The sequence below is a fragment of the Cryobacterium sp. AP23 genome (genome assembly GCF_054075385.1).
This window is the reverse complement of sequence record NZ_CM133415.1, coordinates 1,156,707-1,181,511: the sequence shown is the minus strand read 5'-3', so window position 1 is coordinate 1,181,511 and position 24,805 is coordinate 1,156,707. Positions and strand designations below refer to the sequence as shown.

Sequence of the window (24,805 nt, the reverse complement as noted above, 5' to 3'; positions counted from 1 at the left end):
TGTGACTATGGGCGATTGTGGATCTTGTGGATCGCGTTCCGGAGAGTGGTCGTCATCATCCGGAGCGGGCGGTGGTGCCTGATCGGGGCTACTCATAGTGAGATCGTCTCACCTACCACTGACATTCCTGCCCGCCCGACCGACCCCATCCGCGTCCCGTGAGAAGAACCCCACAAAAGGCGAAAATCTGGGGTTTAGCTCATGGCTCGCGGGAGGGGCTGGGCCGGCTCACGGGACGCGTGCGAGCCGGCTCAGCTGTGCGGAGCGGCTATTGTGCTCAGCGCGCACTGACGAGAGCGTTCTCCGCCGCTTCGGCGATCGTGTCGGAGACGACTCCGGCCTGGGTCACGTACCCGGCGTGGCTTGCCGCGACGTTGGTGATTTTCGCTCCCATGCGCTGTGCCATGTGTTGCAGCATCGCCTGGTCGAATGCTTTGTCGTCCGTCCCGATGACTGCCCAGCTGGGCTTCACACGCCAAGCCGCGGTCGTTATCGCCGTGCCGAACGCAGACATATTGATGGGCACCTGGGCGTCGCGAAGGAAGGCCGCGTCGGCATCGGACGCATCCGCCGCGAAGCCGACCTTGAACTTGTCGTGATTGAGGAACCCGTACCCGTCGTCGGCGACGTCGATGACGAAGTCCGGTGTCGGCGCGAATCCTTCGTATTGCTGGGAGGTGGTCTCGCCAGAGTCGGGTGCGAGTGCCGACACGTAGACCAGCCCGGCCACGTTCTCGTGGGATCCCGCCTCGGTGATTACCGTGCCTCCCCACGAGTGGCCGACAAGGATCGTGGGACCATCCTGCATGTTAAGAACCCTCGTCGTGGCCGCGACGTCGGCCTCCAGCGAGGTGAGGGGGTTCTGCACAACTGTCACGCGGTATCCGCGACCCGTCAGGTTGTTGTACACACCGCGCCACCCCGAGCCATCGGCAAAAGCGCCGTGGACGAGTACGACATTCTTGATTGATTGATCTGTGCTCATGATGCCTTCCGATTCGTCTCAACACCCAGTTTTGGGTGCATGCGTCGTCGCCGGAAATTTCCGGCAGTGCGCAATATATTGCGATCCTGCCGGTCTCTGAATGTGTTCAGGCTCGAAGTGCGGCCAGGACCGCGTCGACGTCGGAGGCGGTGTTCCAGATGTGGAAGCCCACGCGGGCCCGACCGGCGCGGCCGGAGGCTGTGATGCCGTCGGCGCTGAGGCGGGCCAAGTCCGTGCCGTCGGCGTCCGACCAGGTGACGATCGCCTGATCCCTCACGGGCAGGCCGAGTGCCTCGGAGAGAGCGTTGCCGAGGCCGACGTTGTGCGCATACACGGCGGCCGGATCGAGCCGGGTAAAGAAATCGAGAGCGACCCGGGCGCCCACCCAGGCCGGCCAGGCCGGCGACACATCGAACCGGCGGGCGTCGTTCGCCAAGTGCATGATCGGGCCGTAGCAGGATGCCCACGGGTCGTCGCCCGCGAACCAGCCGGCCTGCACGGGCCGCAGCACCTCCGCCAACCCGGGCAGCACCGTGAGGAACGCGGCACCCCGCGGCGCGCCCAGCCACTTGTAGGAGTGGCAGATGGTGGCGTCGAAGTCGCCGGCGTTGACGGGGAGCCAGCCGGTGGCCTGCGTCGTGTCGCAGAGCGTGAACGCACCCACCGCGGCGGCGGCCGCGCTGATGGCGCGCGCATCCGCTATCTCACCGGTGGCGGACTGCACGAGCGAGAAGGCCACCAGCCAGGTGCGCTCGGTGAGTGAGCCGGCGAGCTGGGAGACCGGCACGTGCCGCACGGTCACCCCTCGGTGCTCCTGCTGCAGGAACGGGAAGACCATCGACGTGAAGTCGCCGTCCACGCACACGACCTCCCGGCCGGCGGGCACGGATGCCGCCAACACGGCCGCCATCACCGACGCCTGCGATCCGATTGCCACCCGGTCGGCAGCGACGCCGACGAGCCCGGCGTAGAGCTCCCTGGCCCGGTCGATGTCACCTTGATAGTGCGCAGGGGAGGCTTCGCCCCGGCCCCAGATTTCGGCGTCAGCACGCAGCGCCCGCGCCGTCTCCATGGTGGGGAGGCCGGAGGTGCACGCCGCAAGGTAACGCGTAGTGGTGGGGGAGTATGCGGCCCGCGCCTCCGCAATCGTCAGTGAAGCGGGTGTCGACTGGCTGGCCAGCGGGCGGGGCTGTGCGGCTCGCTGGCTCGGGGCAGGGCGCGGGACGCTGAATTGCATGCTTCCAGCGTCCCGCCGCTCGATCCATTCGGCAATGCCCAGTGCTCGATCAGTTGCATAACCGCACGTTATGCTTCGTGCATGGCCGAGAATATCAACCGTGCACTCGACGTAGATTCCCACGCGCTCCGCATTGTGCACCGCATCAACGAGTTGGGCTCGATCACCGCGGCGGCCCGCTCCCTCGGTTACAGCCAGCCCGCGGTGAGCCAGCACCTCAAGCGGCTCGAGGCCCGGCTGGGACTGCCGCTCGTGGCCAAGTCTGGCCGTGGCGTTCGACTCACCGAGGCCGGCCGCATCCTGGCCCGGCACGCCGCCACCGTGACCCAGGCACTGGATGCCGCGGCGGGGGAGCTCAGTGACCTGGCCGGCCTCCGCAGCGGCCGGGTCACGCTCGCCGCCTTCCCCTCCGCCTCTGCCACGGTGATCCCCACCCTGCTGCGCGGGCTCTCCATCCGACACCCCGGCGTGCAGCTGAACTACGTCGAAGCCGAGCCGCCCGAGGCCGTGCGCGCGGTGCGCGACCGAACCGCCGACCTCGCGATCACCTTCAGCTACACCGGCGACCAGGCCGACCCGCACCGGCAGAGCGCCCAGGGCCTCACCGTCGTTCCGCTCTGGCGCGACGAGATGCTGGTGGTCGCGCCCCGGGAGCACCCTCTGGCCGCGCGGGACCGCATCGACCTGGCCCGACTCGCCGACGAGCAGTGGATCGGCGGCTGTCCGCGTTGCCGCGCCCACCTGCTCGACCTAGCGGCCCGCAGCGGGTTCACCCCGAGCATCTCCTACGAGACCGACAACGTCGTGGCTGTGTTCGGCATGGTCGCGGCGGGCCTGGGCGTGGCGCTCGTTCCCGCCCTCGCCATCGCCGCGTCACCGTTGCCGGCCGGCATCGTCGCCCGGCCCACCTCCGGCGGCGACTTCCGCACGATCCACCTCGTGGGCACGGATGGCGCCGACACGGTGCCCGCGGTGGCCGCCACCATCCGCGCCATCGGAGAGATCGACGCCGACCCGTGGTCCCTGGTGGGGGCCGGTCACCACTGAACCCGCACGCCCCGGTGATGGCGCACCCTCGGTAGGATGAAAGCCGTATGTCTACTACAACTGAGCACCCGTTCTCGACCGCAACCGGCACTGATGTGCGTGTGCGGTTCTGCCCCTCGCCCACCGGAACGCCGCACGTCGGCCTGATCCGCACGGCACTGTTCAACTGGGCGTACGCCCGGCACAACGGTGGCAAGTTCATCTTTCGCGTGGAGGACACCGACGCCGCCCGCGACAGCGAGGAAAGCTTCACCCAGCTGCTCGAGGCGATGCGCTGGCTGCGGCTGGACTGGGACGAGGGTGTGGAGACCGGCGGACCCAACGAGCCGTACCGCCAGTCCCAGCGCTACGACATCTACCGGGACGTGATCGCCCAGCTGATCGAGTCCGGCCACATCTACGAGAGCTTCGCCACCGGTGAGGAGATCGCCGAGCGCAACATCAAGCTCGGCCGCGACCCCAAGCTCGGCTACGACAACTACGAGCGTGACCTCACCGAGGAGCAGAAGGCCGCCTTCCGCGCCGAGGGGCGCGAGCCGGCGCTCCGCCTCAAGGTGCCCGACACCGAACTCTCCTTCGACGACCTGGTTCGCGGCGAAATCACCTTCCCGGTGGGCTCGTTCAGCGACTTCGTCGTGGTGCGCCCCAACGGACATCCGCTCTACCCGTTTGTGAACCCCGTCGACGACGCGCTCATGGGCGTCACCCACGTGCTGCGTGGCGAAGACCTGCTCTCCTCCACGCCCCGCCAGATCGCGCTGTACCACGCGCTGATCGACATCGGACTGACCACGTTCGTGCCGCGCTTCGGCCACCTGCCCTACGTGATGGGCGACAAGAACAAGAAGCTCTCCAAGCGCGACCCCGAGTCGAACCTGTTCCTGCACCGCGAACGCGGCTTCATCCCCGAGGGCCTGGTCAACTACCTGTCGCTGCTGGGCTGGTCGCTCACCCACGACCGCGACGTGTTCTCCATCGAGGAGATGATCGCCGCCTTCGACGTCGTCGACGTGAACCCCAACCCCGCGCGCTTCGACCTCAAGAAGGCCGAGTCGCTCAACGGCGACCACATCCGCCTCCTCGAGCCGGCCGACTTCGCCGCACGCGTGGTGCCCTACCTCGTGAACGCCGGCATTCTCACCGAGCCGCTCAGCGACACGGAGCAGGCCATCCTCACGGCCGCTTCCCCGCTCGTGCAGGAGCGCATCGCCCTGCTCGGGGAGACGCCCGACATGCTCGGCTTCCTCTTCGAGCCCGCGGACAAGCTCGAGCACCAGGCGGATGCGCTCAAGTCGCTTCCGCAGAACGCCGCCGAGATCCTCGCGGCCGCGACTGCTGCCCTCCGCAACATTCCCGAAGCGGATTGGAAGCACGAGCTCGTGCACACCACGCTCACAGAGACCCTCATCGACGGCCTCGGCCTCAAGCCGCGGGTGGCATTCGGCCCGCTACGTGTGGCAGTGTCGGGTCGCAAGATCTCCCCGCCGCTGTTCGAGTCCATGGAGATCCTCGGCCAGGCCGACTCGTTGGCGCGCCTGGATCGGCTCGCGGCAACCCTGGTGTCATGACGCTCGACGGTTCACTGAACTCCGGTGCCGGCAGCGAGCCTGCTGCCGGTGAGGTGAGCGTTGAAGCGCCGTACGACGTCGTGATCATCGGCGCCGGGCCCGCCGGCCTCGCTGCCGGGCTCAGCCTCGTGCGCGCCCGCCGCCGCACCTTGATGATCGACAGCAACCGGCCCCGGCACTCCGCCACCCTCCGGTCACACGGCTTCATCACCCGCGACGGCGTGCCGCCGCTCGAACTGCGCCGCATCGGCCGCGAGGAGTACGAGGCCTACCCGGCTGCTGAGTTCCACGTGGGGCTCGTGCGGTCGGTGGAGGAGTACTCGGCGGACGCCGACGCCTCGGTGCGGTTCACCGTCTCCACCAAGGGCATGCGCGGCGAGAAGAACCGCGTCGTCACCGCGCGCACCGTGCTCATCGCCACGGGCCTGGCCGAGACGCTGCCGGGGCTGCCGAGCATCCGCGCCTGGTACGGCACCAACCTGCACAGCTGCATCGCCTGCGACGGCTACGAAGAGGCCGACCGGGCCCTCGCCCTGATCGGCGAGACCGACGACCTCGCCGAGCACGCCCTGCTCATCTCGCAGTGGACCGACGACCTCATCGTCTTCACCAACGGCATCGGGCAGGTCTCCGCCGCCGATGAGGCGGCATTGGCCGCGCGGGGCATCCGCGTCGACCGGCGCCCACTCACCGATGTGGTGGGGGAGCGCGGCGCCATGACCGGAATCCAGGTCGCCGACGGTGATTTTGTGCCGCGAGACGGCGGTTTCGTGCGGCCACGCTACGCTGCCGCCGCGACGTTTGCGGGTTCCCTGGGCCTGAAGACGGATGCCGTGGGTCTGCTGGTCGTGGACGCTCAGGGCCGCACCTCGGTGCCCGGTCTCTACGCCGCCGGCGACACCACTCCGCCCGGGCCGGAGCAGCTGCTGGTGTCCGCGGGCGAGGGTGCGCGCGCCGCCGTGGCGATCAATCGCGAACTTCTCGGCCCGCTCGCGACACACCCTCCGCTCAATTTGGCGGCCCGTACCGAAGTGGGCTAGAGTTACTTTTCGGCGCGGTTCTCGGACTACGCCATTGGGGTATGGTGTAATTGGCAACACGGATGATTCTGGTTCATTTGTTCTTGGTTCGAGTCCAGGTACCCCAGCAGTAGCAGACGCAGGATTCCGCGGCGAAACAGCCCATCGCCCCTCCTCCCGATCAGGCCCAAATCGGCCACTGTGACCAGAAATGGACCAGAAACCCCCGTGCGGGGCCCCTCTCGCACTAAGTTGCCCGGGAGAGTACGGACCTGTCCCGGCTCAGTCGGATCGCTCGCGGTGCAGCGCGCACACCTTCTGAGTATGGACGCGACGGCACAGATCACTACGACGTTTCTCACCCAGCGTGAGGTCGCTGAGTTGCTCCGGCTGCCTGAGCGCACCCTGGAAGACTGGCGACTTACCCACGCTGGTCCGCCCTACCTCAAGCTCGGCCGGCACGTACGTTACGACTTTCAGGACGTACTCGGCTGGGTTCAGGAGCACCGCCATGGCTAGGCCACAGATCGCTGCCGGCGTGCTGGGCACCATAGCTGTGAGTGTCCTTCCGAACGGCCGGTATCGAGCCCGAGCATCCCTCCGTGACGACGGCGGTGCCCTGCATCGCCTTTCCGCGGTTGCTCGACGCAGCTATTGACGGGCGCGTCAGCGACTGCGACCGATACTGATGACCGCGCTCGCTACGATCTTCGCCCTCGTCCCGATGGCCCTGGGGATTCCCGGATCGAGCGGTTTCATCTCGCAGGACCTTGCTATCGTCGTGATCGGCGGCCTCACCAGCTCGACGGCGCTGACGCTCATCCTGGTACCCGTGCTGTACCGGCTCTTCGAGGGTCGCCACGAGCGCCGTGCGCACAAGCACTCGATCAAGGTCAGCGCTCCGGCAGTCGATCTCGTAACGCCCCGCGGGCAGCACGGGAACGTCAGGGCCCAGGGCCGCCCGCGGTAGAACCCGCTGTTCGAGCACGATAACGTCGTGTGGAGGGAAGGCCGAGTGAATCGCGCGGTTCTTCCCTCCATTTCTCGGAAGGACCAGCGTCATGGCTAATGGGCGTCCCGGGCGCAACCGAAGCGCCGCCTCCTGGCAGGCCATTCTCGAGGCCACGCGTGACGAACTCGCGTCGGAGGGGTACGACAGGTTATCCATCGACCGCATCGCATCGGCCGCGGGCGTCGGCAAGCAGACCGTCTACCGGTGGTATCCGTCGAAGAGCGCCTTGGTGGCCGAGTGCATGCTGCGTGGCTATGTCATGAATCCTGACGTCGAAATCGCCGACACCGGGGATGCCCGCCGCGACATTGCTGCGTGGGTCGACGACTTCGCGAACGGAAGTCAGTCGTCGCTCGGAGCGGCTCTCATCCGTGGCGGCACCGCTGCGGCGGCGGAAGATGAAGAGATTGCCGCCCGCTATTCCGAGGTGATCAATAAGGCAGAGTCGGCAATTGCCGCACGGATCGAGAAGGGTGTCGAACTCGAGCAGCTGTCTGCCGCTACGCCGGCCGTCGTAGTAGCGGAGATCCTGATGGGGACACTCGTCTACCGGGTAGTCTCGCGTCAAGAGATTACCCCGGAGTTCGTCGCCGAACTCGTCGGCGTCGTGTTCGGCGACGCCGCGGTGTAGGACGGGCGAGATCCGGGGATGACGCTACGCGCGCACCGCCCGCAGGATGAAGCCAGTCGCTTCGTCAACGATCGCGGAGTGTTCGTCTTCTGCGAGTGCGATCTGGCGCACGGCGGCGGCCATGATGCCGCTGATGAATGCGAGGTCGAGCTCGGTGTTGGAGGGCGTGCGAAATTCGCCCGCGCGTGCGCCCTCCGAGAGAACTCTCGAGATGCTGGACTGCACGGCATCGATCGAGGCGGTCGCGATCGCCTGGTCCTCCACCTCGAGCGATCCGACCTGGGCCTGCAGGACGAACACGCGATGAGTGCCGCGAGTGAACGATGTGAGAAGGAAGCCGATCACCGATCTCAGACGCTCCGAGGCGCTCATTTCGGCAGCTTGCACTAACGCGTTGACCTGCTCGTCGATGCCTGTTGTTGACCGCCGCACCGCGGCGAGGAGCAGAGCAGCCTTGTCGTTCGCATAGTTGTAAACGGTGTTTCGGGCGACGCCGGCACGGTTCGCGATGTCGGCCATGGTGATGCGCTCGTAGTCGCGCTCGTCGAGCAGGTGGTCTAGCGCGTCGAGAAGCGACTCGAGAACGAGGTGGCGGTGGCTCGCGAGATTCGAGGCCAGTAGTTTCGGCATCTAACAATTATCGACGATGTGCAGCTCATTCACATCTTTTCCTGTGCATCGTGTCGTAATCTTTTACGACAGCGCGTCGTAAAACTGAAAGGGTACACAGTGAATAGCAAGAAGAGGGTCCTGATCGTTGGCCTCGGAATCGCGGGCATGGCCACGGCTGTGCGCATGAAAGACGTGGGCTGGGAGCCGGTGATCATCGAGCGTGCTTCGGAGCGACGATCCGGCGGATACTTCATCGGACTGTTCGCCGAGGGACGGGAAGCTGCCGAACGCCTCGGCGTGCTCGATCACATCACCCGGGAGAACCCTGTCGGCAGCAAGACGTGGGAAGTCGATTCCGAGGGAGAACGCAGGCTGAGCATCGGCTTCCTGGATCAGCCCGGTTCGCCGCGGGGTGTGTTGCGAGGTGACATCGAGGCGGCCCTTTGGGGGAGGGTGAACGACGAGATCGAGGTACGATTCTCGGTCTCACCGGAATCGATCAGCGCTCTTCCTGACAGTGCGCGTGTGGTCCTCAAAGATGTGATCACGGGCGTGTTGACCGAGGAATCCTTCGACCTCGTCATTGGGGCCGACGGCCTGCGCTCGACGGTGCGGCAGTTGGCATTCGGCCCTCACTCGTCGTACATGAAGCCGTTCAATGCCATCGTCTGTGCATTCGCGCTCAACAGTCAGGTGCCCCGGTTCACCGATCGCGACGGGCTGGTTCTCGCAGAACCCGGCCGCTCGCTCTGGGTTTTCCCCTTTGGCGATCGGCCGCCCACGGCGCTGCTCACCTACCGCACTAAGAACGAGAACGCTGAGTTCGCACAGCCGCCAATCGACACGCTGCGCGCCCGTTACGCCGGAGTAGACGGTGACGGCGCGATCGCCCATGTGCTCGACGAACTGGAAGGCGCACCTGATTTCCTGTTCGACTCCGTACATCAGGTGAAAATGCCATCGTGGCACAAGGGCCGCATCGTCGTTTTGGGCGACTCGGCATGGTGTCTCACGCTGTACTCGGGGATGGGCGCGACCGCCGGTCTCCTCGGCGCGGACGAGCTCGGCAAGGCGCTCGAACAGAACCCCGACTCGATCGAGACCGCCCTGACCGAGTGGGAGACCGCGCTGCGACCCTTTATCAAGAAGCACCAGTTTTCGGCGTACATCAAGGGCCAGGTCTTCGTGCCGTCGAATCAGTTCCTCGCCCGCGTCCGCGGCAAGGTGATGAAGAAGCAGGGGCAGAAGGTCCGTGCCAACCGGTCTGAGGCTGCCCGGGTGCTCGTTCACTAATCCCCGATGACAAAAGGGCCCTGCGCGAGCAGGGCCCTCAGGCGTCGTCGAGCTAAGGAAAAGCGGTTACCAGATCGAACCCGCGAGGTTGAGTGACGCCCAATAGCCGCCGTCGACAGCAATGTCGGCGCCGTTGACGTACGAGGCGGCTTCGCTGCCGAGAAACAGGATGGGCCCGGCTTGCTCTTCGGGTGACGAGCGGCGTCCGCTCGGCACCAGCACCGGGTCGATGCTGGCTGACGTGTAGGCGTCCTCGATGGCGTCGAGCATTGGCGTCTGCACTGCGCCGGGGCTGACGGTGTTAATGCGAATGCCCTTCGCGATCAGCAGTTGCGACTGCTGCATAGTCCAGACGTCGAGCGCCTCCTTTCCAAAGGAATAGGCGTGACCGGCACGCTCTTCGTTGGCCGCGTACCAGGCGGACCCGCCGTCAAAGTCGGGAATCGCGAGCAGGTCGAGAATCAGCTCGCGCTTCGTGCGCCAGCCGTACCCACCGTCTGACGAGACATTCACGATTGCTCCGCCCGAGGGGATGTAGGGGATGATCGACTCGGTGAACAGGCGCGTACCCAGGAAATTGACCTTCAGGATGTCGGTACTCGCCAGCATCGGCGTCGCTCCCGCGCAATTGAAGAGCACGTCGACGCGGCCACCGATCTGCGACGCGGCCGCCGTAATACTCTCCGGGTCGGAGAGGTCTAGGCGGACGTGACGCGCCCCTTCGACGGCGGGAGGTCGGCTTCCGACGCCGATGACCTCGGCGCCGAGGTCGGCGAGAGCTTGCGCGGTCGCCTTGCCGATTCCCGACGATGCTCCGCTGACGACGACTCGTTTGCCGGCGTAGGTTTCGAATCCTGACATGGGTGCTCTCTTTCGTTTGTTGCGCAGGGTGTTGGGTGGCGGGTGGTGCGGTGGCACGATGCGACGCCCGGGACCGGCGCAGGAATCCGAGCGTCGCATCGGCGGTGGGGTCAGGCGAAGAGGCCAGCCGGGACTGCTTCGTCCAGCTCGTCCAGCGTCCAGAATGCGCGCAGGTCACCGTCCTTGAAGATTTCCGCTCCGTCGTCCGGGTGGTTCCAGCGGGTGACCTTCGAGCCGGTGACGGCGAAGACCTCTCCGGAAACGTCCTTCGCGGCATCTGTGCACAACCAGGTGAGCATGGGTGCGATGCGGTCGGCCGGAGGGAGGTAGAAGCTGCCGAACTCGTCTTCTGAGATGCCCTGGGCGCGCAGCGCCTCATCCATCTGGTCCTTGTACAGATCGAATGCTCGAGTGCCCGCCGCGGGAGCGTAGGAGTTGAACGTGAGTCCGGTCCCGCGGTACTGGTTGGCAAGATCGTGGGAAAGCCCAATGCTGCCGTTCATAACGATTGCGGCGATGGGGCTGGCCTGCGTGCCGCGGGCGATCTCCGACGTCGCGAATAGCATGCGGCCCCAGCCACGCTCGACCATGTGGGGCACGGCAGCACGCGCGAGCCAGAACTTTTGGCTGAGATAGAGATCGACCATGAAGTGCCACGATGCGTCGTCGGCCTGGATCCCGGCAAGTGCGCCCTGCACGACCGCGCCAGCGTTAGCGACGACTATATCGATCGATCCGAAGCTGTCGAGTGCGGTCTGAACCGCGTTGGCGCAGCCTTGCGCGTCGGCGATCGAGTCGTAGTTGGCTACGGCCTTGCCGCCGGCCGCGACAATCTCAGCCACGGTCGCGTCGGCGGCTTCTGAGCTCTTGCCTTCGCCCATCGCGCTCGTGCCCAGGTCGTTCACGACGACGTTGGCGCCCTCGGCGGCCAGCCGCAGTGCCAGTTCCCTGCCGATTCCATTCCCGCTACCGGTCACGAGAGCGGTGCGGCCAGTTAAACGATTACTCATTGCTTCGTCCTTACACAGTTGGCGGTCCGGCTGGTGCCGGAGCTGTCGCTGTCGCTTTGGACCGTCTCATTGGTGGCATGACGGTCGAACCGACGCTACCGAGTCTTTCACTTACGAGACTTCTTGTCTTGAAAAGCGGTCAACGCACAACCAGCTCCCAGTCTGGGTCCGCAAGGGTATTGCCGGATGACGCGATCGCAAGCGGACACGTGCGGTGCCGTCAGCCTGCTCCTGATCTACGAGCCTCAGTGGTCGAGGGCGTCGAAGCTCGTCGTGATAACCGGATCCCGCCAGGCCGACGTTTCGTCAACCTGATCGGCAGCGAGCGTTAGCACACCTTTTTGCCCGACTGGAGTCACGCCACACGAGCGAGTCTGGTGGTGGACTAGTGCAAGTGGGCCACGAGCAGCACGCCGACCACGACGAGCGCCAGGGCCAAAAGCAACGCCGATGAGATCAGCCGTTGGACCGGACGAAGCCCACTGCGATGCGACGCCACCAGGAAGATGAATACCAGTGTGAGTGCATAAACACCCATTCCAATCCGCAGGGCCAGCTCGGCATCAAGGATTCCCAGCCCTGCGGCGGCGAGTAACAGCAGTGGAGCGGATGCCGACCCCAGGGCCCCAGGGCGATGCGTGCCATTACCCCGGTTTCTGACCTGTCGGGTGACTGTTGGTGGTTGACTTGATGCGACACGACCTCGGCCAGGAAGCCCGCTGCTGAGATGCCCAAGATTCCAACGGCCACCGCGACGAATGCTTCCCAGGCGGTGCTGTGGCCGGTGGCGGTAATGGCCGCCAGGATTGCCAGGCCCGTGAAGGTCGCGTAAATGCGCTCCTTCAATGCCCGGGTGCGGACGTCGATAGCGGATTCGGACAGCGGTTCTCCGTGTGCCGTACTCATGATGTCGTGGCGTTCATCGGAACAGCGGTGCCGTCGAATGTGGTGCCGATGAGTTGGATGACGACGATGATGGGGTCTCCTCGCAGGTCAGAGTGGGCGGATTACAACGACAGTAACGGTCTTGCCGGTATGTGGGCCGCTTTGCCGAGCCGCGGAGCTCACTAGCGGATCAGGGAGAAGCCGATGAGTGTGGATCCAATCGTCTGTGACCGATGAAGTGGGTGATGAGGTCGGAGATGATGGTGGCTCCGGTGTCGTTGGGGTGGACATGGTCGGTGAGGAGGGTCAGGTTCCGTCGGGCAGAGATGCGCTCCCACGGCCGCCGCAACACTAGGCGAGCAATTGCCGATGAATACATCGCGTTTTTCGTGACGTCGAACGGGGTTGCCGTCGCGCCGGGAGGTAGGGCGCCGAGCATCCGCTCGTAGAGGGGCAGGACAGGTAGGCCGCGGGACCTCCAAATAGAATGGTGGGCGGCGTTGTATTCATCGACGCGGCAGTTCTCGGCGATGACCCGGACTTCGCCGAGGATAGGGATCTCGATCAGGACGACCGCTGCGCTCGTCTCCGATGCCAGGCGATCGAGAATGGTCTCCATTATTTCCCGGTACCACTCGAGCGAGGGGTCGTGGGGGAGGTGCTGGTCCTTTCGGTAGTCGTCGGGTCATTGCGTGCTGATGTGCGCGGCGACGTCGTTGGTGCCGATGAGGATCGTAACGACTTCAAGTTGGCAGGCGATGATGGCATCAAGGCGTTGTAGCAGGTTCCAGGCAAGGTCGCTGTTGATGCCGGCGTTGACGAACTCGTAGCCGTCGGCCCCGAGTCGGTCTTGTAGGAGGCTGAGGCAGCTGGCGCTCATGAAGCCGTGGGTGATGCTGTCACCGGCGCAGACGACGACGGTGTCGGTCTGCCGATGCCGTCCCCATGCAAGGAACGCGTCAGGGCGGATCAGCCGTTGGAGCAGGCTCATCATGTCACCGTCGCCAAGCCGGGTGCTGTCAGTCATAGAGATGCGCGAGCCCCTCGGTAATCCGTGTGAGTCCGACTTCGAACGCCGGGTTCAGCGGTTCGTTCAGCGTGGAGGAGTGCACCTCAACTTTTTTGAGATGACAGTTCCCGGGCGAATTGCTCGCCTGAGGAGCGAAGCGAGTCAGCCTCGGCGTTGACGAGGCGGGACGGAGAGAAGCGTGAGACGTCCTTAGCTTCGGCGAAGGTGCCGATCAGTTCTTTGCGACCGAATCTGAGGCACCCGAGAGCAAAACCCGGGCCGGTGTCGTGGCCTAGTTGCTCATCCGTGGAGGTCCTGGGCGAATATTCAGTAACGCGACATGTTGGCGGTGGCGAGCGCTCTCAGGTTCCGCCCGCGGATCGCCGGGACGCAACTCTGAACGTAATGTCCTGGATGCTGGTGGTGTCCGCGGCCAGCGCGAGGTGATCGCTTTGGAGAGCGGGCAGCAGTGCCCGGCCCGGTACCGCCTGGATCCAGGTGTCCACACCTCTTTCTTCGAGGATCGCGACAGCCGTCGACCACTGCACGCCTCGCGTGATCGACTCGACCAGTTCAGCACGGAGCTTCGCCGCGGAAAAGATGGTCTGCCCGGTTAGGTTGCCTGCAATGGGCAGAGCCGGTTTCCGGATGGTGACGACGGCGAGTGCCGCCGCTACAGCGTCGGCTGCCGGTTGCATGAGCGTGGTGTGCGCGGGCACGGTGACAGCCAGTCGAGTCACGCGTCGCGCGCCCTCGGCCCGCAGTTGCTCGCCGAGTAATTCGAGATCGGCGTGAGTACCCGAGGCTGTTTGTTGGGAGGGACTGTTCACATTGCTCAGCCAGACCCGCTTGCCCTCGCGGCGTAGTCGCGTCGCCGCGGTGTCGACTGTCCGGATGCTGAGTCCATCTATCGCGATCATGCCGCAGTCCGGCGGGCTGGCTAGCGCCATCGTCCGGGAGCGGACGTCCACCAAATGCACGGCGTCGGCAAAGTCGATCGCTCCTGCGGCAACTGCCGCCGTCCACATCCCGAGCGAATGGCCGGCGAAGAAATCAACGTGAAGCCCGGCGAGCTTGGCAGCATCGGCCCATGCAGAGCCGGCAATAAGCAGTGCGAGCTGTGTTCCACGAGTGCCGGCGAGCGACGCTGCCGAGTCCAGTGCGTTCGCGTTCTCGTCGAGCACCTCGGCTGCGATTCCCACGAAGTCGATGGTGCCTGCGGGGAGAGCGCTGAACATCCCTTCGTGCTGTTCACCTTGCCCGGGAAAGAGTACGGCGACGCTCACAGCACCGCCAGCCAGGGGTCGGAACAGAGTTGAGGGCCAGTCTTCGTGCGCAGGGCGACCAGGGTTCCTCCCTCACGCACCCACTCGGACAAGGCGAAGGCGCCGACCGGAGTGACGATTTGGACGTCATTGCGGCAGCCGATCTGCCCCGCGCGTTCAAGGAACCGCGTCGCCGCATCGAGGTCGAGGGGAGTCGGCGCGGTGATAACGATGTCTAGGTCGCTCGTTTCCGTGACCGTCGGCTGTCCCGTTACGAGTTCGAAGGCGACGCTCCCGGCTGGCCCCCAACGGATGTCGGAGCCATGCTGCAGATATTCATCCTGTTTGACGGCAGCCAGCGCACGGAAGGCCGGTAGTGATGACCGCGGAGCGGAGGGGGTCAGCGGGACCATTTCCGGCGTCACGACCAGGGTGACTTGCGCGCTCGGCACAACGGCGGCGAACCGTTCCGATCGGTTGGTTCCTCGGATTCCGATCGGAACCATTTCGACGTCGCTGAGCGCCCGTCTGACGACGGCCCACCCTCCGGGGTCCTCCGGCGGCACACTCGACGCGATGGCGGTCAGAGCTGCTGGCCCAAGCGTCGTTCCGTCGGGTGCAGTGAGAAGTCGCCGGTCGAGGATGTAGACCAGGTCGTGAGGGGACGTAGCGTGGGTCACGGTGCCACGGTTCTTACGCGTCCCACGACGCCGAGACGCGTTCCCGCACGAGACGAGACGCGGCGCGTTGACTGCGCGCGGGGGTGGAATCCAGCCGTGAGGCCAGGCCGGTCCCATCCGCACGGGCGCTCTGTGTCGCGTCAGTGAGGGCGTCAATGACGCGCAGGACGTCGGCGTTGGAGGGAGTGGCCGGACTGTTCACGGGAATGACAGCGTGCACGGCGCCGAGTTGGGCGAAGGACGCGCCGTCGTAGGCGGTTGCCGGCACGATCTGGGCGATGTCGTCCAGCTCGGCGACCGTGCGACGGGTGATCCTCGCGGCGGACTGTTTCGACATCACCTGCACAACGATCCCATCGTGGTCCAACAGGACAATGCGGTTGGCTTGGAGGCCGATGGCGAGGAACGCGCCAGAGATTGCCTTTCCGACCACCAGCGCCGTGACCGGATGCCCGGCGAGGCGAGCTGTGGCCAGTGCATTCGCAGAAGCGGCCAGAGACTGGTGGATGCCGGCCAGCTCCTCAACATAACCGTATGCCTGGCTGGGGACGTCAACGAGGACGATGATGGGGCGCCGCAGGTCGGCCGCCGCATCCTCGTGCACGATTCCCTCGATCGCCTGAGCGAACCCCCATCCTTCCTCGAGTCCCATCTCGCCGTTCCGGGCGCGGGGGAACCGTGCTCCAGGGTTGGGCACAACGGCGATGAGCGCCGCTCGGTCGCCGTCGACGCCGGTACCGCCAACGAGCACACTGGACGGCAAGTCCATTGAGTGGGGGCGGGTGACCGCCAATGCGTCGAACCACACCCGTCCGAGCTGGCTTGCTGCGTTCTCGGTCATCGTGCGGCCTCCGTGGTGAGTGCCCGGAGGTCGGCGGGCGACGGCCTGATGTCGGGGTTGATCTGGTTGATAAGTCGCCGGTTGGCGGCGATGAGCTCTGACCTCACTGGTTTGCTGTCAGGGTGGTCCCAGACGCCGTGTACCGCTTGGGTGATCTGGTTGACATCGTCGTCGGTCAGAATTTCCGCTTGACCGACCCCGACCCGCTGGCTACCGCCGATGATCGACCAGATCAGGGGTCGATCTGATGCGTCGAGCTCGGAAACTCCGGCTTCGGTTTCGATGACTTCTGGTCCGTTGAGACCCATCCGCGCGCCGGGCGTCATGACCAGGTGGCTGGTGAGTCCGGCGGCTATCGCCATGCCACCGAAGCAGCCGACTGTGCCGGCGATGACACCCACCACCGGTCCGAATCCGCGCAGTTCGACTATTGCGGCATGGATCTCTGCGATCGCAAGCAGACCGAGGTTTGCTTCTTGTAGGCGGATGCCTCCGGTTTCCAGGAGGATGATCGCGCGCGTCGGGATCCCGTTGCGGTTGTCGGTGATCGCACGCTCAAGGCTGGCGGCGAGTTTGGCGCCGGAGACTTCGCCAATGCCGCCGCCTTGAAAACCGCCATCCAACGCTACGACGACGGCGCTGACGCCTGCGACGGTGCCGCGGCCGATGACGGCGCCATCATCGCTCTGGGGAACGATCCCCTGAATGAACAAATGCGGCGATTCGACCTTGACAAATGGGCCGAGGATTTCACGGAATGAGCCGGGGTCGAGGACGGCGCGAACCCGTTCACGGGCCGTCAGCTCGGTGAACGCGGGGCGGATGGCGATATTCATCGTTGGCCGGCTTCCCGCGCGAGCTCAAGCGCCTGAGCCAGCCGCAGAGAGACCATGCCGGGGGTGGCTCCGAAATCGTTGATTTCGTAGTCGGCCAGCACCGCGGACTGCTCGAAGAAGCGGTCGAGCACGTGGCGCCAGATGGAGTCGAAACCGTCGATGCTGGTTCGCACGAGAATATCCGCCGTATCGCTGTCGGGGGTCGGTGTCATGACGATCTCAAGGTCACCGGAGGAAACCGCGCCAACGTGCACGGGGCGCTGCAGTCTTTCAGATGCCGCGTAGCTGAAGGTGAGTGTTTGCATCAGTGGTCCTGGTTCGTGGTGTCGGTGGTGTCAAGGAAGAGTGCGAGGGCGAGCATGTCAGCGCTTCCTCCGGGTGAGACGCCCCGGAGGGCAAGGCCTGCGTCGAGGCGGGCGAATGCCTGAGCGCCGGCTGCGGTGCCTGATCCCCCGAGGGTGAGAACGGCCGTGGCCGTGACCTGCGCGAAAGTGAGGGCCTGTGTCCCGCCGCGGCCGAGGATGCAGGTGTCGTCGAGATGGGCGATGGAGGTGAGCAGGGCATCCAGTCGCGCCGTGTCTTCGGCGGCGCCCTGCGCCCGTCTTGTACTCAAAACGTGCAGGGCGTCGACGGCGTGAGGGAAGCCGGCACGCGCCTGAGCGATGGCCCCGCCGACCCCGTACTGCTGCCGGACCAGGGATCCTCGCGTAGGCAACGTGGCAGAGTCGTCGTCGTGGGTTGCGATCCGCCCGACTTTTTCGGCGATGACGTCGACGGGGGAGTGGGGCAGAGCTGCGCGCGCGGCAATCGCGAGGCCGAGCGCCCAGATTGCGCCACGGTGGGTGTTCACCCCATCGGTCTCGGCCATCATTGTGCGCTCTCCGTCTCGTCCGATGGCGGCCAGTGTGGTGCGGAGTCGTCGGTCGTCGTGCCCGCTTCGGCCTTCAGCAGAGAGACGCCGGAACGTCTCGCGCAGCGACAGCGCCGAGCGCACCATGAGATCGAGGTTCATGTCCTCGTGTACTCCGGCGCCGCGCCGGTCCACGAGTGCCGGTTTGGGCGTGAGCAGGGCCTCGTCGATCAGCGCGTTCACTGCGGCATCAGCGAGTTCATCATCCGTGGCACACGTACTGGTCGGCCGTGTCGCGCTGAGGAGAGTCATCACCAGCTCCGGAACTTCGCTGGTGGTTCGTACAGGCCGCCGGACCAGGTCACTAGGTCTTCGATGCTCCGCGCAGCCAGGAGACTGCGACGGGCATCGGTGCGCCGTACGCCAAGGTCCTCTGGGAGGGCAATCACACCGTCACGGCGGAGCCGGTCGCGCTCTTGCACGGTCGAGGATCGACCGAGCGGCCCGGCTCCGGCCAGCGCGGCAACGGCCTGGCGGCGTTCTTCGAGGTCGCGGGCCTTATAGAGGTAGGCGACGCCTTCTTCGCTGACCACGTGGGTCACGTCATCTCCGTAGATCATGACCGGCGCGATGGGCATCCCGGCCGTTGTTCCCACCTCGATGGCGTCGAGGTGCTCGACGTACTTCGGAATGCCTCCGGTGCCGTAGGTCTCCGCGATCTGGACGACGAGCTTGCGTCCGCGGCGCACGCCGAGCCGGCCGTCGCCCTCACTCATGCTCAGCCAGGCGGGTGTGCTGTGCCGGCGGCCGTGCGGGTCGTTGCCCAGGTTGGGTGCTCCTCCGAATCCGGAGAGGCGGCCGGAGGTGACGGTGGAGGAGTTCGCGTAGGCGTCGATCTGCAGGGTCGACCCGATGAACATATCTGTGGCGTACAGGCCGGCCGCCTGCGAGATCATCCGGTTGGAACGCAGCGAGCCGTCCCTGCCGGTGGCGAATACGTCAGGGCGCGCGGCGACGTACTTCGACATGCCCAGCTCCCCGCCGAACGAGCTGACGCTCTCCACCCACCCACTCTCGATTGCGGGAATGAGAGTGGGGTGCGGGTTCAGGGCGAAGTTGCGGGCTATGCGGCCCTTGAGGCCGAGCTGCTCGCCATACGTGGGCAGCAGCAGTTCGATCGCTGCCGTGTCGTAGCCGATGCCATGGTTAAGGCTGGTGACCTCGTGCCGCTCGTAGACACCGCGGATGGCGAGCATCGCCAACAACACGTGCACGTCGGTGATTTTTCGTGGGTCGCGGGTGAACAGCGGCTCGACTTCGTACGGGCGGTCGGCGACGATCACGAAGTCCACCCAATCACCGGGGATGTCGACGCGGGGTAGGTCGCCGTCATCGACGAGCTCGTTCACTTGGGCGATGACAATCCCGTTGCGGAACGCAGTTGCCTCGACGATGGTGGGCGTGTCTTCGGTGTTGGGCCCGGTGTAAAGGTTTCCCGCTGCGTCCGCCTTCTCGGCGGCGATTAGAGCGACGTCGGGGATGAGATCGACGAAAAGCCTCGAATACAGCTCTAGATAGGTGTGGATCGCACCGACCGTCATGGTGCCGTCAGCGATAAGAGCGGGGACCCGAGCTGATTGTGCTCCGGCGTAAGAGAAGTCGATCTTCTGGGCGATGCCCTTCTCAAAGATGTCGAGGTGTTCCGGGCGAGAGATGGCCGAGATGAGCATGTGCAGATCGTGGACGATACCCGGATCTACATCGGCGAGGGCGCGGGAGAGGAAATCAGCCTGCTTCTGGTTGTTGCCCTCGAGGACGACTCGTTCCCCGGGAGCAATGACCGCCTCTAGCAGGTCGACGACCGAACCTGTGTCGACGACTCGTCCGCGGGCGAGCCGTGCCACGGCGGCGACTTTGGCAGCCTTGCGCTGTCGACGTGTGTCCCACTGCCTCGATGATGTGCCGCTCATGACGATTCTCGATTCGATTCTGCGTGAGCCGGTTTCGGCCCGTAAAGAAAGACTGTGGGAGATCTCATGTTTCGGCAAGGAGGAACGAATCAGTATCATTCATTTATGAATAATAGGGTCGACTTGTCGATACTCGCGCCGGGTCTTACCCAGCTCGCGGCGCTGGCAGTGGAGCACAATGTGACTCGCGCAGCTGCGCGGACGGGAACAAGCCAGCCGACGCTCAGCCGTGCGATTCGCCGGTGGGAGGAGAGTCTCGGAATCGGGTTGATCGAATCGCACGGTAGGGGTGTGCGGCTGACCGAGGACGGACAGGTGCTTGCAGTCGCCGCGCTGGACGCGATAAGGCTCATGGAGACGGCGTTGGCGAGGGTGCGCGGCGACGGACCGGAACAGTCGCTGACGATCGGTTTCCTTCGATCGCTCGGCCCGACCGTGGTGGGGGAGTTGGTGTCCTCGTTCCTGCACCATGCGCCGGACGTGATCGTCGCGCACCGGGAGCTGTCGACCACTGCCATCCTCGACGCGCTGGATGCGGGAGAGATCGATGTGGCGATCACGGCACCCAAGCCTCCGGCGCGGTTCGCGTGGCTCCCGTTCGGCTCCCAAGCGATCTCCTTGATGGTTCCGGGATCACACCCCCTTGCGGCGCGCCACGAGGTGCAGCTCGCTGAAGTTCGCGACGAGAAATTCCTCGCACTGAATCACCAGTACCATGCCCGTCAGGTGGCCGATATGCTGTGCGCGGCCGCCGGATTCACCCCGCGGATCGTGCTCGAGGCCAACGACCTGATCACCGTGGCCAACTACGTCGGGGCCGGTCTGGGAGTGGCGATCGTCCCGGCGGATTCTTCGACGCATCCACGCACCGTGAACGTCGCGATCGCTGATCAGGGCGCTCGTCGAGAGTTCGGGCTAGCCTGGGATCCTGGCGTGACCCATGCGGTGGCCACCCAATTCGTCGCGCACGCGGAGGCGCTGGCGAACCGCTACCCGCACTGGGCCGACATCGATCTTTAGCGGTGAGCCTTAGTCAGACAGCACGGCGGCGAGTTCCCACGCAACCGCCCGCATGCCAAGTTCGTTCGGGTGGAACGAAGCTGCGGTCCTCGTCATGTCGGGCTCGAAGTCGAAAACCCAGGGTTCAGCGGAACTCAGCGCATGACCGGCACTGAGCGCAGAGACTCGCACTAACTCCGCACCGGTGCGCTCGGCTGCGAGCGTGTAGGCGCGACCGAGCGCCGACTGGATACGAAGAAACGCGGCTCGCTCGTGCGCGGTGAAGGGCGACCCGATTGAGTCGGGAGTGTTCGCATCGAGCACGGTGAGGTAGTCCACCAGGATCACGCGCGCGGACGTTGCACGGGCTCTCGCGGCTTCCACGATCCTCGCCAGTCCATCGGCGGTGAGCTCGATATCGGCCACGCTCGGAAGGGGGATACCCTCGGCAAACCCAGGCTGCATCATCGTAGCGATCGGTCCCTGCGGATCCATGCGCTTCCAGGCGGTATAGAGCATTGACCCGGCGTACTGGAGGTCGTTCCCGCCCGCGGTGATGGTCACCACGTCGGCGTCTGCGGGGACGCCCAAGATCTGAGGCGGGAACTCCACTGACAGCACCGTCTGAGGGACGTCGAGGATCGTCGCGGTGGTGGCTCCGGAGACGGTGAGGTCGGTGAGTTCTGCACCGAGATCTTCAGCAAGCAGGTGTGCGTAGTTGCGCGTCGACCGCATCGCCGCCTGGTCTTCGAACGGTGCCAGCCCGGGTCCTGCTGCGAAGGAGCTGCCGAGTGCTGAGATGTGTCGGTAATTTGCCATGCATTGATCGTGACCCGCACGACCTTCGGATGCCAACTCTGGATCGGAGCATTCATTCAGGAATGCATCATCTGAAGGTGACGGTGGGTGGCGACTTTCGACTGGGGAGATTACCTTCTAAATACGAGACGCTACGACTCGAAATTATCGCACTAGCAAGGAGCTGTCGATGACCCCGACGAGAAAATTCCCCATCCCCACGACGATCAGTGCGCAGGCACAGGCCGCGCTGGCGGCACCGTCTGCGCCGGCACCGGTATACCCGCCACTCGACGACACTGAAGGGTGGCTCACAATGATTGCCGAGACTGACTCGTTCATCACGAGTTTTCTGGGCGGTGTAGAATTCCCGGTCACCTCCGACAAGAAAAACGTGAGCGGCGTGCCTGTTTATGAGATTCGTAGCCATGAGGTGCCCGCCGACCAGGCGTCACCAATCCTGTTGGAGATCCACGGCGGTGGGCTGATGACCGGCGGCGGCGACGCCACCCGCTTGCTCGGGTCGTACAACGCGGCCATTTTCGGGATGACGGTGTGGGCGGTTGACTACCGAATGCCGCCGCTGCATCCATACCCAGCGGCGCTCGATGACTGTATGACCGTCTACCGGGAGCTGTTGGAGGCACACCGTCCGGAAGACATCTTTGTCGGTGGAGGATCAGCCGGGGGAAACCTGGCGGCCGCCCTGCTCCTGCGCGCGAAGGATGAGGGGTTGCCGATGCCGGCGGCGTTGCTTCTGCGCACTCCCGAGATCGATCTCACTGAATCAGGCGATTCCTTCGTTACCCTCGACGGGGTCAACGATGGCCTCCGCAGCCTCATGCCCGTCAACCTCCTTTATGCGGGAGGCCATGACCTGACGCATCCGTACCTCAGCCCGCTGTTTGGCGATTTCACCGGATTCCCTCCTACTTTCGTCCAGGGTGGCACGCGCGACCTCTACCTGTCGAACAGCATCCTCATCCACCGCAAGCTACGGGCCGCCGGTGTCGAGGCTGAGCTGCACGTGTTCGAGGCGATGCCCCATCAAGGTTTCGGTGGGTCGCCCGAAGATCAAGACATGGCTGCCGAAATGCGCCGGTTCCTTGACAAGTACCGTACGTCCTGACTTGTGCAGAAGGGCGGCATTCATAACGGCAGCCCGACGGACGGCGGAGAAGCAATTAGGTACGAGCTAACATTAGCCATAGGCTAACTTTATTCATTTTCGTCTACGATTGGACCACTCATGGGCCTCCTCGATACCGTGCTCTGGCCCATTAAGTGGGTGATCGAGGCCATCCTTGTCGCATTCCATACCGGCTTGAGTGCTGCTGGCCTCGACGCAAGTGCCGGCCTGACCTGGGTGCTCTCAATTGTCGGTCTTGTCCTCGTTGTTCGAGCGGCACTCGTGCCGATCTTCGTTCGTCAGATCAGGAGCCAAAGGCGAATGATGGAAGTCGCCCCGCAGCTGAAAAAGATCCAAGACAAGTACAAGGGCAAGACCGACCAATTCTCGCGGGAAGCCATGTCGCGGGAGACGATGGCGCTGTACAAAGAGACGGGCACGAACCCGCTGGCTTCATGTCTTCCTCTGCTGGTCCAGATGCCGATCTTCTTCGGCTTGTTTTCTGTTCTGCAGAATGCCCAGCACGAAAAGGTCGGCGTCGGGCTGCTCAACATAGACCTCTCCCGATCCTTCGGCGAAGGTATTCTGTTCGGTGTCGCGCCGCTGAAGGAATCAATTCAAAGCGCCGACGGCAACGGTTGGGTCATTAGTATTGCGTTGGCGATGGTGGCTCTGATGACGGCGTCACAGTTCGTCACCCAGCTGCAAATCATGTCGAGGAACCAGTCGCCGGAAATGAAGGCGAGTCCGGCTTTCAAGCAGCAACGGATCATGCTCTATCTCCTCCCGCTCGTCTTCGCGTTCTCAGGTTTCGCGTTCCCACTCGGCGTGATGTTCTATTGGCTGACATCCAACGTGTGGACGATGGTGCAGCAGTTCCTTGTGATCCGGAACCTGCCCGCGCCCGGCAGCGACGCAGCGCTCGCACGCGAGGCCCGTTTGGCGAGGAAGCGGGAGCGACCGGCCTAGGTCCGGTGGCGGGGCCGCGGCAGGATGTCAGCCGTCGAGCGCCGTATCGGCTACGGGCGAACGATTGGCGTCGAGCGCAACTCCCAGCGCTTCGAGACCTCGAGTCAGCGCGCGGAGGTCCGCCAGCGGAATCCGCTCCAGAGTTTCTGTCACCATCCGATCGGACCGAGAAGTGAGGTCACGGATGAGTGTGCTACCCATCTCAGTCGCTTCAAGGTTGCTGACTCGCCGGTCGGTGGCGCTCGGCACTCGGATGACCATGCCGCTGTCCACAAGGTGGTCGATCAGGCCCGAGGTGGTCGCAAGCGACACCTGGAGCATGGTCGCCAAGCGTTGCGAGGTGACATTTCCGCCCCCGGCAAGGACAATACCGAGCACTTTCAGCTGACGGATTGTCAAAGGAACCGCAAGGAGCACGTTCACGGCGACATTGAGGCGCACGTCCTCGATGGACTGCTCGAATGCTGCGATGCGTGCGACCAGAGCGTCACGCTCGCTCGTGATGGAGCCTGACTCTTCTTCGGGCACTCGACATTCCGCTCTGAGTAGTCGCCACCCGTCACGGAAGGATAGCTTAGTGTCGGGCTAACGTTAGCCAGTCGAGTCTACTCAATATCGTCGCCCCGGAGCGCGGAGACAGGATTGCACGCTCGTGTGAGGTCAGGAATCGATGCCTGTCACGACCTGCGCGATCTCGCTCACGGCAACGTCAAAATGTTCGGCGAGCGTGCGAGTCGTCGAGAGGCCGGAGCTCCAATCACGAGCGGCGATGTTGTAGGCGGCACCGAGCACGTGAATGATGGCGGTGGCGCGAGCCGTTCGCGCTGCATCGCTGCCCAGTGAATCAGTTGAGTCGAGGATGCTGCTCACCCAGAGGGTGAATCGCTCGCTCGCTGCCGTCAGGTTCGCGTACTCCCGCGGAATCAGCTCAGGGTTCAGATGTTGGACCATGCGTCGCATGCTTGCCAATTGAGCGTCTTGTTCACCGAGTTCGGCCAGCAGCCGGCGTATGTGATCATGAGCCTGATCGTATGCCGACACCCCCTGCCGTGGTACGGGAAGGACGAAACCATCGCTCGTCCCTTTCCTGATGCCCAGTGCGGCGTCTTCCTTCGAGGCGAAGTAGTTGAAGAAGGTGCGGCTGGTCACATCGGCTCGGTCGCTGATGGCCTCGATCGTGGTGCCGGAGAGTCCTCTCACGCAGGCAAGTTCAAGTGTGGCCCACTCGATGCTTGCCGCCGTCTGACGCTTCTTGCGTTCACGCCTCCCCAAAGTTTCCATGAGTAAATTTTTACATTT

At 64.6% G+C, this 24,805-nt stretch carries 27 protein-coding genes, 1 tRNA gene and 1 pseudogene; 11 read left to right on the top strand and 18 right to left on the bottom strand.

Annotated elements, in window-relative coordinates; translation table 11 throughout:
• Positions 1-277: 277 nt before the first annotated feature.
• Both ACU5E9_RS05615 and ACU5E9_RS05610 read right to left on the bottom strand, forming a co-directional pair.
• Positions 278-985, bottom strand: coding sequence for an alpha/beta hydrolase (locus tag ACU5E9_RS05615; protein WP_456812633.1), 708 nt, complete (start codon positions 983-985; stop codon positions 278-280).
• A 106-nt stretch (positions 986-1,091) separates the two neighbouring features.
• On the bottom strand, positions 1,092-2,222 hold the full coding sequence (locus ACU5E9_RS05610; protein ID WP_456812632.1) for an aminotransferase class V-fold PLP-dependent enzyme: 1,131 nt from the start codon (positions 2,220-2,222) through the stop codon (positions 1,092-1,094).
• 81 nt (positions 2,223-2,303) lie between these two features.
• On the opposite strand from ACU5E9_RS05610, the gene ACU5E9_RS05605 reads away from it, so the two are divergent.
• The 7 genes and pseudogenes from ACU5E9_RS05605 (at position 2,304) to ACU5E9_RS05575 (ending at position 7,499) form a co-directional block, all read left to right on the top strand.
• On the top strand, positions 2,304-3,269 hold the full coding sequence (locus ACU5E9_RS05605; protein ID WP_456812631.1) for a LysR family transcriptional regulator: 966 nt from the start codon (positions 2,304-2,306) through the stop codon (positions 3,267-3,269).
• Between the two features lie 47 nt (positions 3,270-3,316).
• On the top strand, positions 3,317-4,837 hold the full coding sequence (gltX, locus tag ACU5E9_RS05600) for a glutamate--tRNA ligase (RefSeq protein WP_456812630.1): 1,521 nt from the start codon (positions 3,317-3,319) through the stop codon (positions 4,835-4,837).
• Positions 4,834-5,877, top strand: a complete 1,044-nt coding sequence (locus ACU5E9_RS05595) for an NAD(P)/FAD-dependent oxidoreductase (RefSeq protein WP_456812629.1) — start codon at positions 4,834-4,836, stop codon at positions 5,875-5,877. The genes gltX and ACU5E9_RS05595 overlap by 4 nt, the downstream gene beginning before the upstream one ends.
• Before the next feature lie 35 nt (positions 5,878-5,912).
• Positions 5,913-5,984 (top strand) — tRNA-Gln (locus ACU5E9_RS05590).
• Positions 5,985-6,180: 196 nt separating this feature from the next.
• Complete coding sequence (locus ACU5E9_RS05585) at positions 6,181-6,375, top strand: helix-turn-helix transcriptional regulator (RefSeq protein WP_456812628.1); 195 nt, start codon at positions 6,181-6,183, stop codon at positions 6,373-6,375.
• 142 nt (positions 6,376-6,517) lie between these two features.
• Positions 6,518-6,826 (top strand): annotated as a pseudogene (locus tag ACU5E9_RS05580) (efflux RND transporter permease subunit); the annotation flags it as partial.
• Between the two features lie 91 nt (positions 6,827-6,917).
• On the top strand, positions 6,918-7,499 hold the full coding sequence (locus tag ACU5E9_RS05575) for a TetR/AcrR family transcriptional regulator (protein ID WP_456812627.1): 582 nt from the start codon (positions 6,918-6,920) through the stop codon (positions 7,497-7,499).
• Between the two features lie 24 nt (positions 7,500-7,523).
• On the opposite strand, the gene ACU5E9_RS05570 is transcribed toward ACU5E9_RS05575, so the two are convergent.
• The gene (locus ACU5E9_RS05570) at positions 7,524-8,129 is read right to left on the bottom strand and encodes a TetR/AcrR family transcriptional regulator (protein ID WP_456812626.1); all 606 of its coding nucleotides are present in this window, start codon (positions 8,127-8,129) and stop codon (positions 7,524-7,526) included.
• 99 nt (positions 8,130-8,228) lie between these two features.
• On the opposite strand from ACU5E9_RS05570, the gene ACU5E9_RS05565 reads away from it, so the two are divergent.
• Complete coding sequence (locus tag ACU5E9_RS05565; RefSeq protein WP_456812625.1) at positions 8,229-9,404, top strand: FAD-dependent monooxygenase; 1,176 nt, start codon at positions 8,229-8,231, stop codon at positions 9,402-9,404.
• Positions 9,405-9,470: 66 nt separating this feature from the next.
• Here ACU5E9_RS05565 and ACU5E9_RS05560 read toward each other — a convergent pair whose 3' ends face one another.
• The 12 genes from ACU5E9_RS05560 to mdcA all read right to left on the bottom strand — a co-directional run bounded on the left by ACU5E9_RS05560 (position 9,471) and on the right by mdcA (position 19,611).
• Positions 9,471-10,265 carry a coniferyl-alcohol dehydrogenase gene (locus ACU5E9_RS05560; protein ID WP_456812624.1) on the bottom strand — a complete coding sequence of 265 codons (795 nt, stop codon included), beginning with the start codon at positions 10,263-10,265 and terminating at the stop codon, positions 9,471-9,473.
• Between the two features lie 110 nt (positions 10,266-10,375).
• Positions 10,376-11,275, bottom strand: coding sequence for an SDR family NAD(P)-dependent oxidoreductase (locus ACU5E9_RS05555; RefSeq protein WP_456812623.1), 900 nt, complete (start codon positions 11,273-11,275; stop codon positions 10,376-10,378).
• Positions 11,276-11,731: 456 nt separating this feature from the next.
• Entirely contained in the window at positions 11,732-12,181 is a 450-nt protein-coding gene (locus ACU5E9_RS05550) for a hypothetical protein (protein WP_456812622.1), read from the bottom strand.
• 169 nt (positions 12,182-12,350) lie between these two features.
• Positions 12,351-12,779 carry a hypothetical protein gene (locus tag ACU5E9_RS05545; protein WP_456812621.1) on the bottom strand — a complete coding sequence of 143 codons (429 nt, stop codon included), beginning with the start codon at positions 12,777-12,779 and terminating at the stop codon, positions 12,351-12,353.
• Positions 12,780-12,845: 66 nt separating this feature from the next.
• A complete protein-coding gene (locus ACU5E9_RS05540) occupies positions 12,846-13,187 on the bottom strand; it encodes an SGNH/GDSL hydrolase family protein (protein ID WP_456812620.1) in 342 nt (113 codons plus the stop codon).
• Positions 13,188-13,531: 344 nt separating this feature from the next.
• Positions 13,532-14,455 carry an ACP S-malonyltransferase gene (locus ACU5E9_RS05535; protein WP_456812619.1) on the bottom strand — a complete coding sequence of 308 codons (924 nt, stop codon included), beginning with the start codon at positions 14,453-14,455 and terminating at the stop codon, positions 13,532-13,534.
• On the bottom strand, positions 14,452-15,114 hold the full coding sequence (locus ACU5E9_RS05530; protein ID WP_456812618.1) for a malonate decarboxylase holo-ACP synthase: 663 nt from the start codon (positions 15,112-15,114) through the stop codon (positions 14,452-14,454). Before ACU5E9_RS05530 ends, ACU5E9_RS05535 begins: the two co-directional genes overlap by 4 nt.
• 13 nt (positions 15,115-15,127) lie before the next feature.
• Positions 15,128-15,955 (bottom strand): biotin-independent malonate decarboxylase subunit gamma, encoded by an 828-nt coding sequence (gene mdcE, locus ACU5E9_RS05525; protein ID WP_456812617.1) that lies wholly within the window; start codon positions 15,953-15,955, stop codon positions 15,128-15,130.
• Positions 15,952-16,791: a biotin-independent malonate decarboxylase subunit beta gene (locus ACU5E9_RS05520; protein WP_456812616.1), complete on the bottom strand. Its 840-nt coding sequence runs from the start codon at positions 16,789-16,791 to the stop codon at positions 15,952-15,954. Before ACU5E9_RS05520 ends, mdcE begins: the two co-directional genes overlap by 4 nt.
• On the bottom strand, positions 16,788-17,096 hold the full coding sequence (mdcC, locus tag ACU5E9_RS05515; RefSeq protein ID WP_456812615.1) for a malonate decarboxylase acyl carrier protein: 309 nt from the start codon (positions 17,094-17,096) through the stop codon (positions 16,788-16,790). Before mdcC ends, ACU5E9_RS05520 begins: the two co-directional genes overlap by 4 nt.
• Positions 17,096-17,953 carry a triphosphoribosyl-dephospho-CoA synthase gene (locus tag ACU5E9_RS05510; RefSeq protein WP_456812614.1) on the bottom strand — a complete coding sequence of 286 codons (858 nt, stop codon included), beginning with the start codon at positions 17,951-17,953 and terminating at the stop codon, positions 17,096-17,098. The genes mdcC and ACU5E9_RS05510 overlap by 1 nt, the downstream gene beginning before the upstream one ends.
• Entirely contained in the window at positions 17,953-19,611 is a 1,659-nt protein-coding gene (gene mdcA / locus ACU5E9_RS05505) for a malonate decarboxylase subunit alpha (RefSeq protein ID WP_456812613.1), read from the bottom strand. Before mdcA ends, ACU5E9_RS05510 begins: the two co-directional genes overlap by 1 nt.
• A 105-nt stretch (positions 19,612-19,716) precedes the next feature.
• Between mdcA and ACU5E9_RS05500 the strand changes: the two genes are divergently transcribed.
• Positions 19,717-20,631 carry a LysR family transcriptional regulator gene (locus ACU5E9_RS05500; RefSeq protein WP_456812612.1) on the top strand — a complete coding sequence of 305 codons (915 nt, stop codon included), beginning with the start codon at positions 19,717-19,719 and terminating at the stop codon, positions 20,629-20,631.
• 9 nt (positions 20,632-20,640) lie between these two features.
• Here the strand turns inward: ACU5E9_RS05500 and ACU5E9_RS05495 are convergent, their stop codons facing one another.
• On the bottom strand, positions 20,641-21,429 hold the full coding sequence (locus ACU5E9_RS05495) for an SGNH/GDSL hydrolase family protein (RefSeq protein ID WP_456812611.1): 789 nt from the start codon (positions 21,427-21,429) through the stop codon (positions 20,641-20,643).
• Between the two features lie 169 nt (positions 21,430-21,598).
• Between ACU5E9_RS05495 and ACU5E9_RS05490 the strand changes: the two genes are divergently transcribed.
• Complete coding sequence (locus ACU5E9_RS05490; RefSeq protein ID WP_456812610.1) at positions 21,599-22,537, top strand: alpha/beta hydrolase; 939 nt, start codon at positions 21,599-21,601, stop codon at positions 22,535-22,537.
• Positions 22,538-22,657: 120 nt separating this feature from the next.
• Positions 22,658-23,506 carry a membrane protein insertase YidC gene (gene yidC, locus ACU5E9_RS05485; protein ID WP_456812609.1) on the top strand — a complete coding sequence of 283 codons (849 nt, stop codon included), beginning with the start codon at positions 22,658-22,660 and terminating at the stop codon, positions 23,504-23,506.
• A gap of 27 nt (positions 23,507-23,533) precedes the next feature.
• Here the strand turns inward: yidC and ACU5E9_RS05480 are convergent, their stop codons facing one another.
• Together ACU5E9_RS05480 and ACU5E9_RS05475 are read right to left on the bottom strand one after the other, a co-directional pair.
• Entirely contained in the window at positions 23,534-24,034 is a 501-nt protein-coding gene (locus ACU5E9_RS05480) for a MarR family winged helix-turn-helix transcriptional regulator (protein WP_456812608.1), read from the bottom strand.
• A gap of 132 nt (positions 24,035-24,166) precedes the next feature.
• A complete protein-coding gene (locus ACU5E9_RS05475; protein ID WP_456812607.1) occupies positions 24,167-24,787 on the bottom strand; it encodes a TetR/AcrR family transcriptional regulator in 621 nt (206 codons plus the stop codon).
• Positions 24,788-24,805: the final 18 nt, after the last annotated feature.

What these genes read in the sequence shown, in the direction of transcription:
- ACU5E9_RS05615 (WP_456812633.1), bottom strand. Translation starts at nt 985, where the DNA reads ATGAGCACAGATCAATCAATCAAGAATGTCGTACTCGTCCACGGCGCT.
- ACU5E9_RS05610 (WP_456812632.1), bottom strand. Translation starts at nt 2,222, where the DNA reads ATGCAATTCAGCGTCCCGCGCCCTGCCCCGAGCCAGCGAGCCGCACAG.
- ACU5E9_RS05605 (WP_456812631.1), top strand. Translation starts at nt 2,304, where the DNA reads ATGGCCGAGAATATCAACCGTGCACTCGACGTAGATTCCCACGCGCTC.
- gltX (WP_456812630.1), top strand. Translation starts at nt 3,317, where the DNA reads ATGTCTACTACAACTGAGCACCCGTTCTCGACCGCAACCGGCACTGAT.
- ACU5E9_RS05595 (WP_456812629.1), top strand. Translation starts at nt 4,834, where the DNA reads ATGACGCTCGACGGTTCACTGAACTCCGGTGCCGGCAGCGAGCCTGCT.
- ACU5E9_RS05585 (WP_456812628.1), top strand. Translation starts at nt 6,181, where the DNA reads ATGGACGCGACGGCACAGATCACTACGACGTTTCTCACCCAGCGTGAG.
- ACU5E9_RS05575 (WP_456812627.1), top strand. Translation starts at nt 6,918, where the DNA reads ATGGCTAATGGGCGTCCCGGGCGCAACCGAAGCGCCGCCTCCTGGCAG.
- ACU5E9_RS05570 (WP_456812626.1), bottom strand. Translation starts at nt 8,129, where the DNA reads ATGCCGAAACTACTGGCCTCGAATCTCGCGAGCCACCGCCACCTCGTT.
- ACU5E9_RS05560 (WP_456812624.1), bottom strand. Translation starts at nt 10,265, where the DNA reads ATGTCAGGATTCGAAACCTACGCCGGCAAACGAGTCGTCGTCAGCGGA.
- ACU5E9_RS05555 (WP_456812623.1), bottom strand. Translation starts at nt 11,275, where the DNA reads ATGAGTAATCGTTTAACTGGCCGCACCGCTCTCGTGACCGGTAGCGGG.
- ACU5E9_RS05550 (WP_456812622.1), bottom strand. Translation starts at nt 12,181, where the DNA reads ATGAGTACGGCACACGGAGAACCGCTGTCCGAATCCGCTATCGACGTC.
- ACU5E9_RS05545 (WP_456812621.1), bottom strand. Translation starts at nt 12,779, where the DNA reads ATGGAGACCATTCTCGATCGCCTGGCATCGGAGACGAGCGCAGCGGTC.
- ACU5E9_RS05540 (WP_456812620.1), bottom strand. Translation starts at nt 13,187, where the DNA reads ATGACTGACAGCACCCGGCTTGGCGACGGTGACATGATGAGCCTGCTC.
- mdcE (WP_456812617.1), bottom strand. Translation starts at nt 15,955, where the DNA reads ATGACCGAGAACGCAGCAAGCCAGCTCGGACGGGTGTGGTTCGACGCA.
- ACU5E9_RS05520 (WP_456812616.1), bottom strand. Translation starts at nt 16,791, where the DNA reads ATGAATATCGCCATCCGCCCCGCGTTCACCGAGCTGACGGCCCGTGAA.
- mdcC (WP_456812615.1), bottom strand. Translation starts at nt 17,096, where the DNA reads ATGCAAACACTCACCTTCAGCTACGCGGCATCTGAAAGACTGCAGCGC.
- ACU5E9_RS05510 (WP_456812614.1), bottom strand. Translation starts at nt 17,953, where the DNA reads ATGACTCTCCTCAGCGCGACACGGCCGACCAGTACGTGTGCCACGGAT.
- mdcA (WP_456812613.1), bottom strand. Translation starts at nt 19,611, where the DNA reads ATGAGCGGCACATCATCGAGGCAGTGGGACACACGTCGACAGCGCAAG.
- ACU5E9_RS05500 (WP_456812612.1), top strand. Translation starts at nt 19,717, where the DNA reads ATGAATAATAGGGTCGACTTGTCGATACTCGCGCCGGGTCTTACCCAG.
- ACU5E9_RS05495 (WP_456812611.1), bottom strand. Translation starts at nt 21,429, where the DNA reads ATGGCAAATTACCGACACATCTCAGCACTCGGCAGCTCCTTCGCAGCA.
- ACU5E9_RS05490 (WP_456812610.1), top strand. Translation starts at nt 21,599, where the DNA reads ATGACCCCGACGAGAAAATTCCCCATCCCCACGACGATCAGTGCGCAG.
- yidC (WP_456812609.1), top strand. Translation starts at nt 22,658, where the DNA reads ATGGGCCTCCTCGATACCGTGCTCTGGCCCATTAAGTGGGTGATCGAG.
- ACU5E9_RS05475 (WP_456812607.1), bottom strand. Translation starts at nt 24,787, where the DNA reads ATGGAAACTTTGGGGAGGCGTGAACGCAAGAAGCGTCAGACGGCGGCA.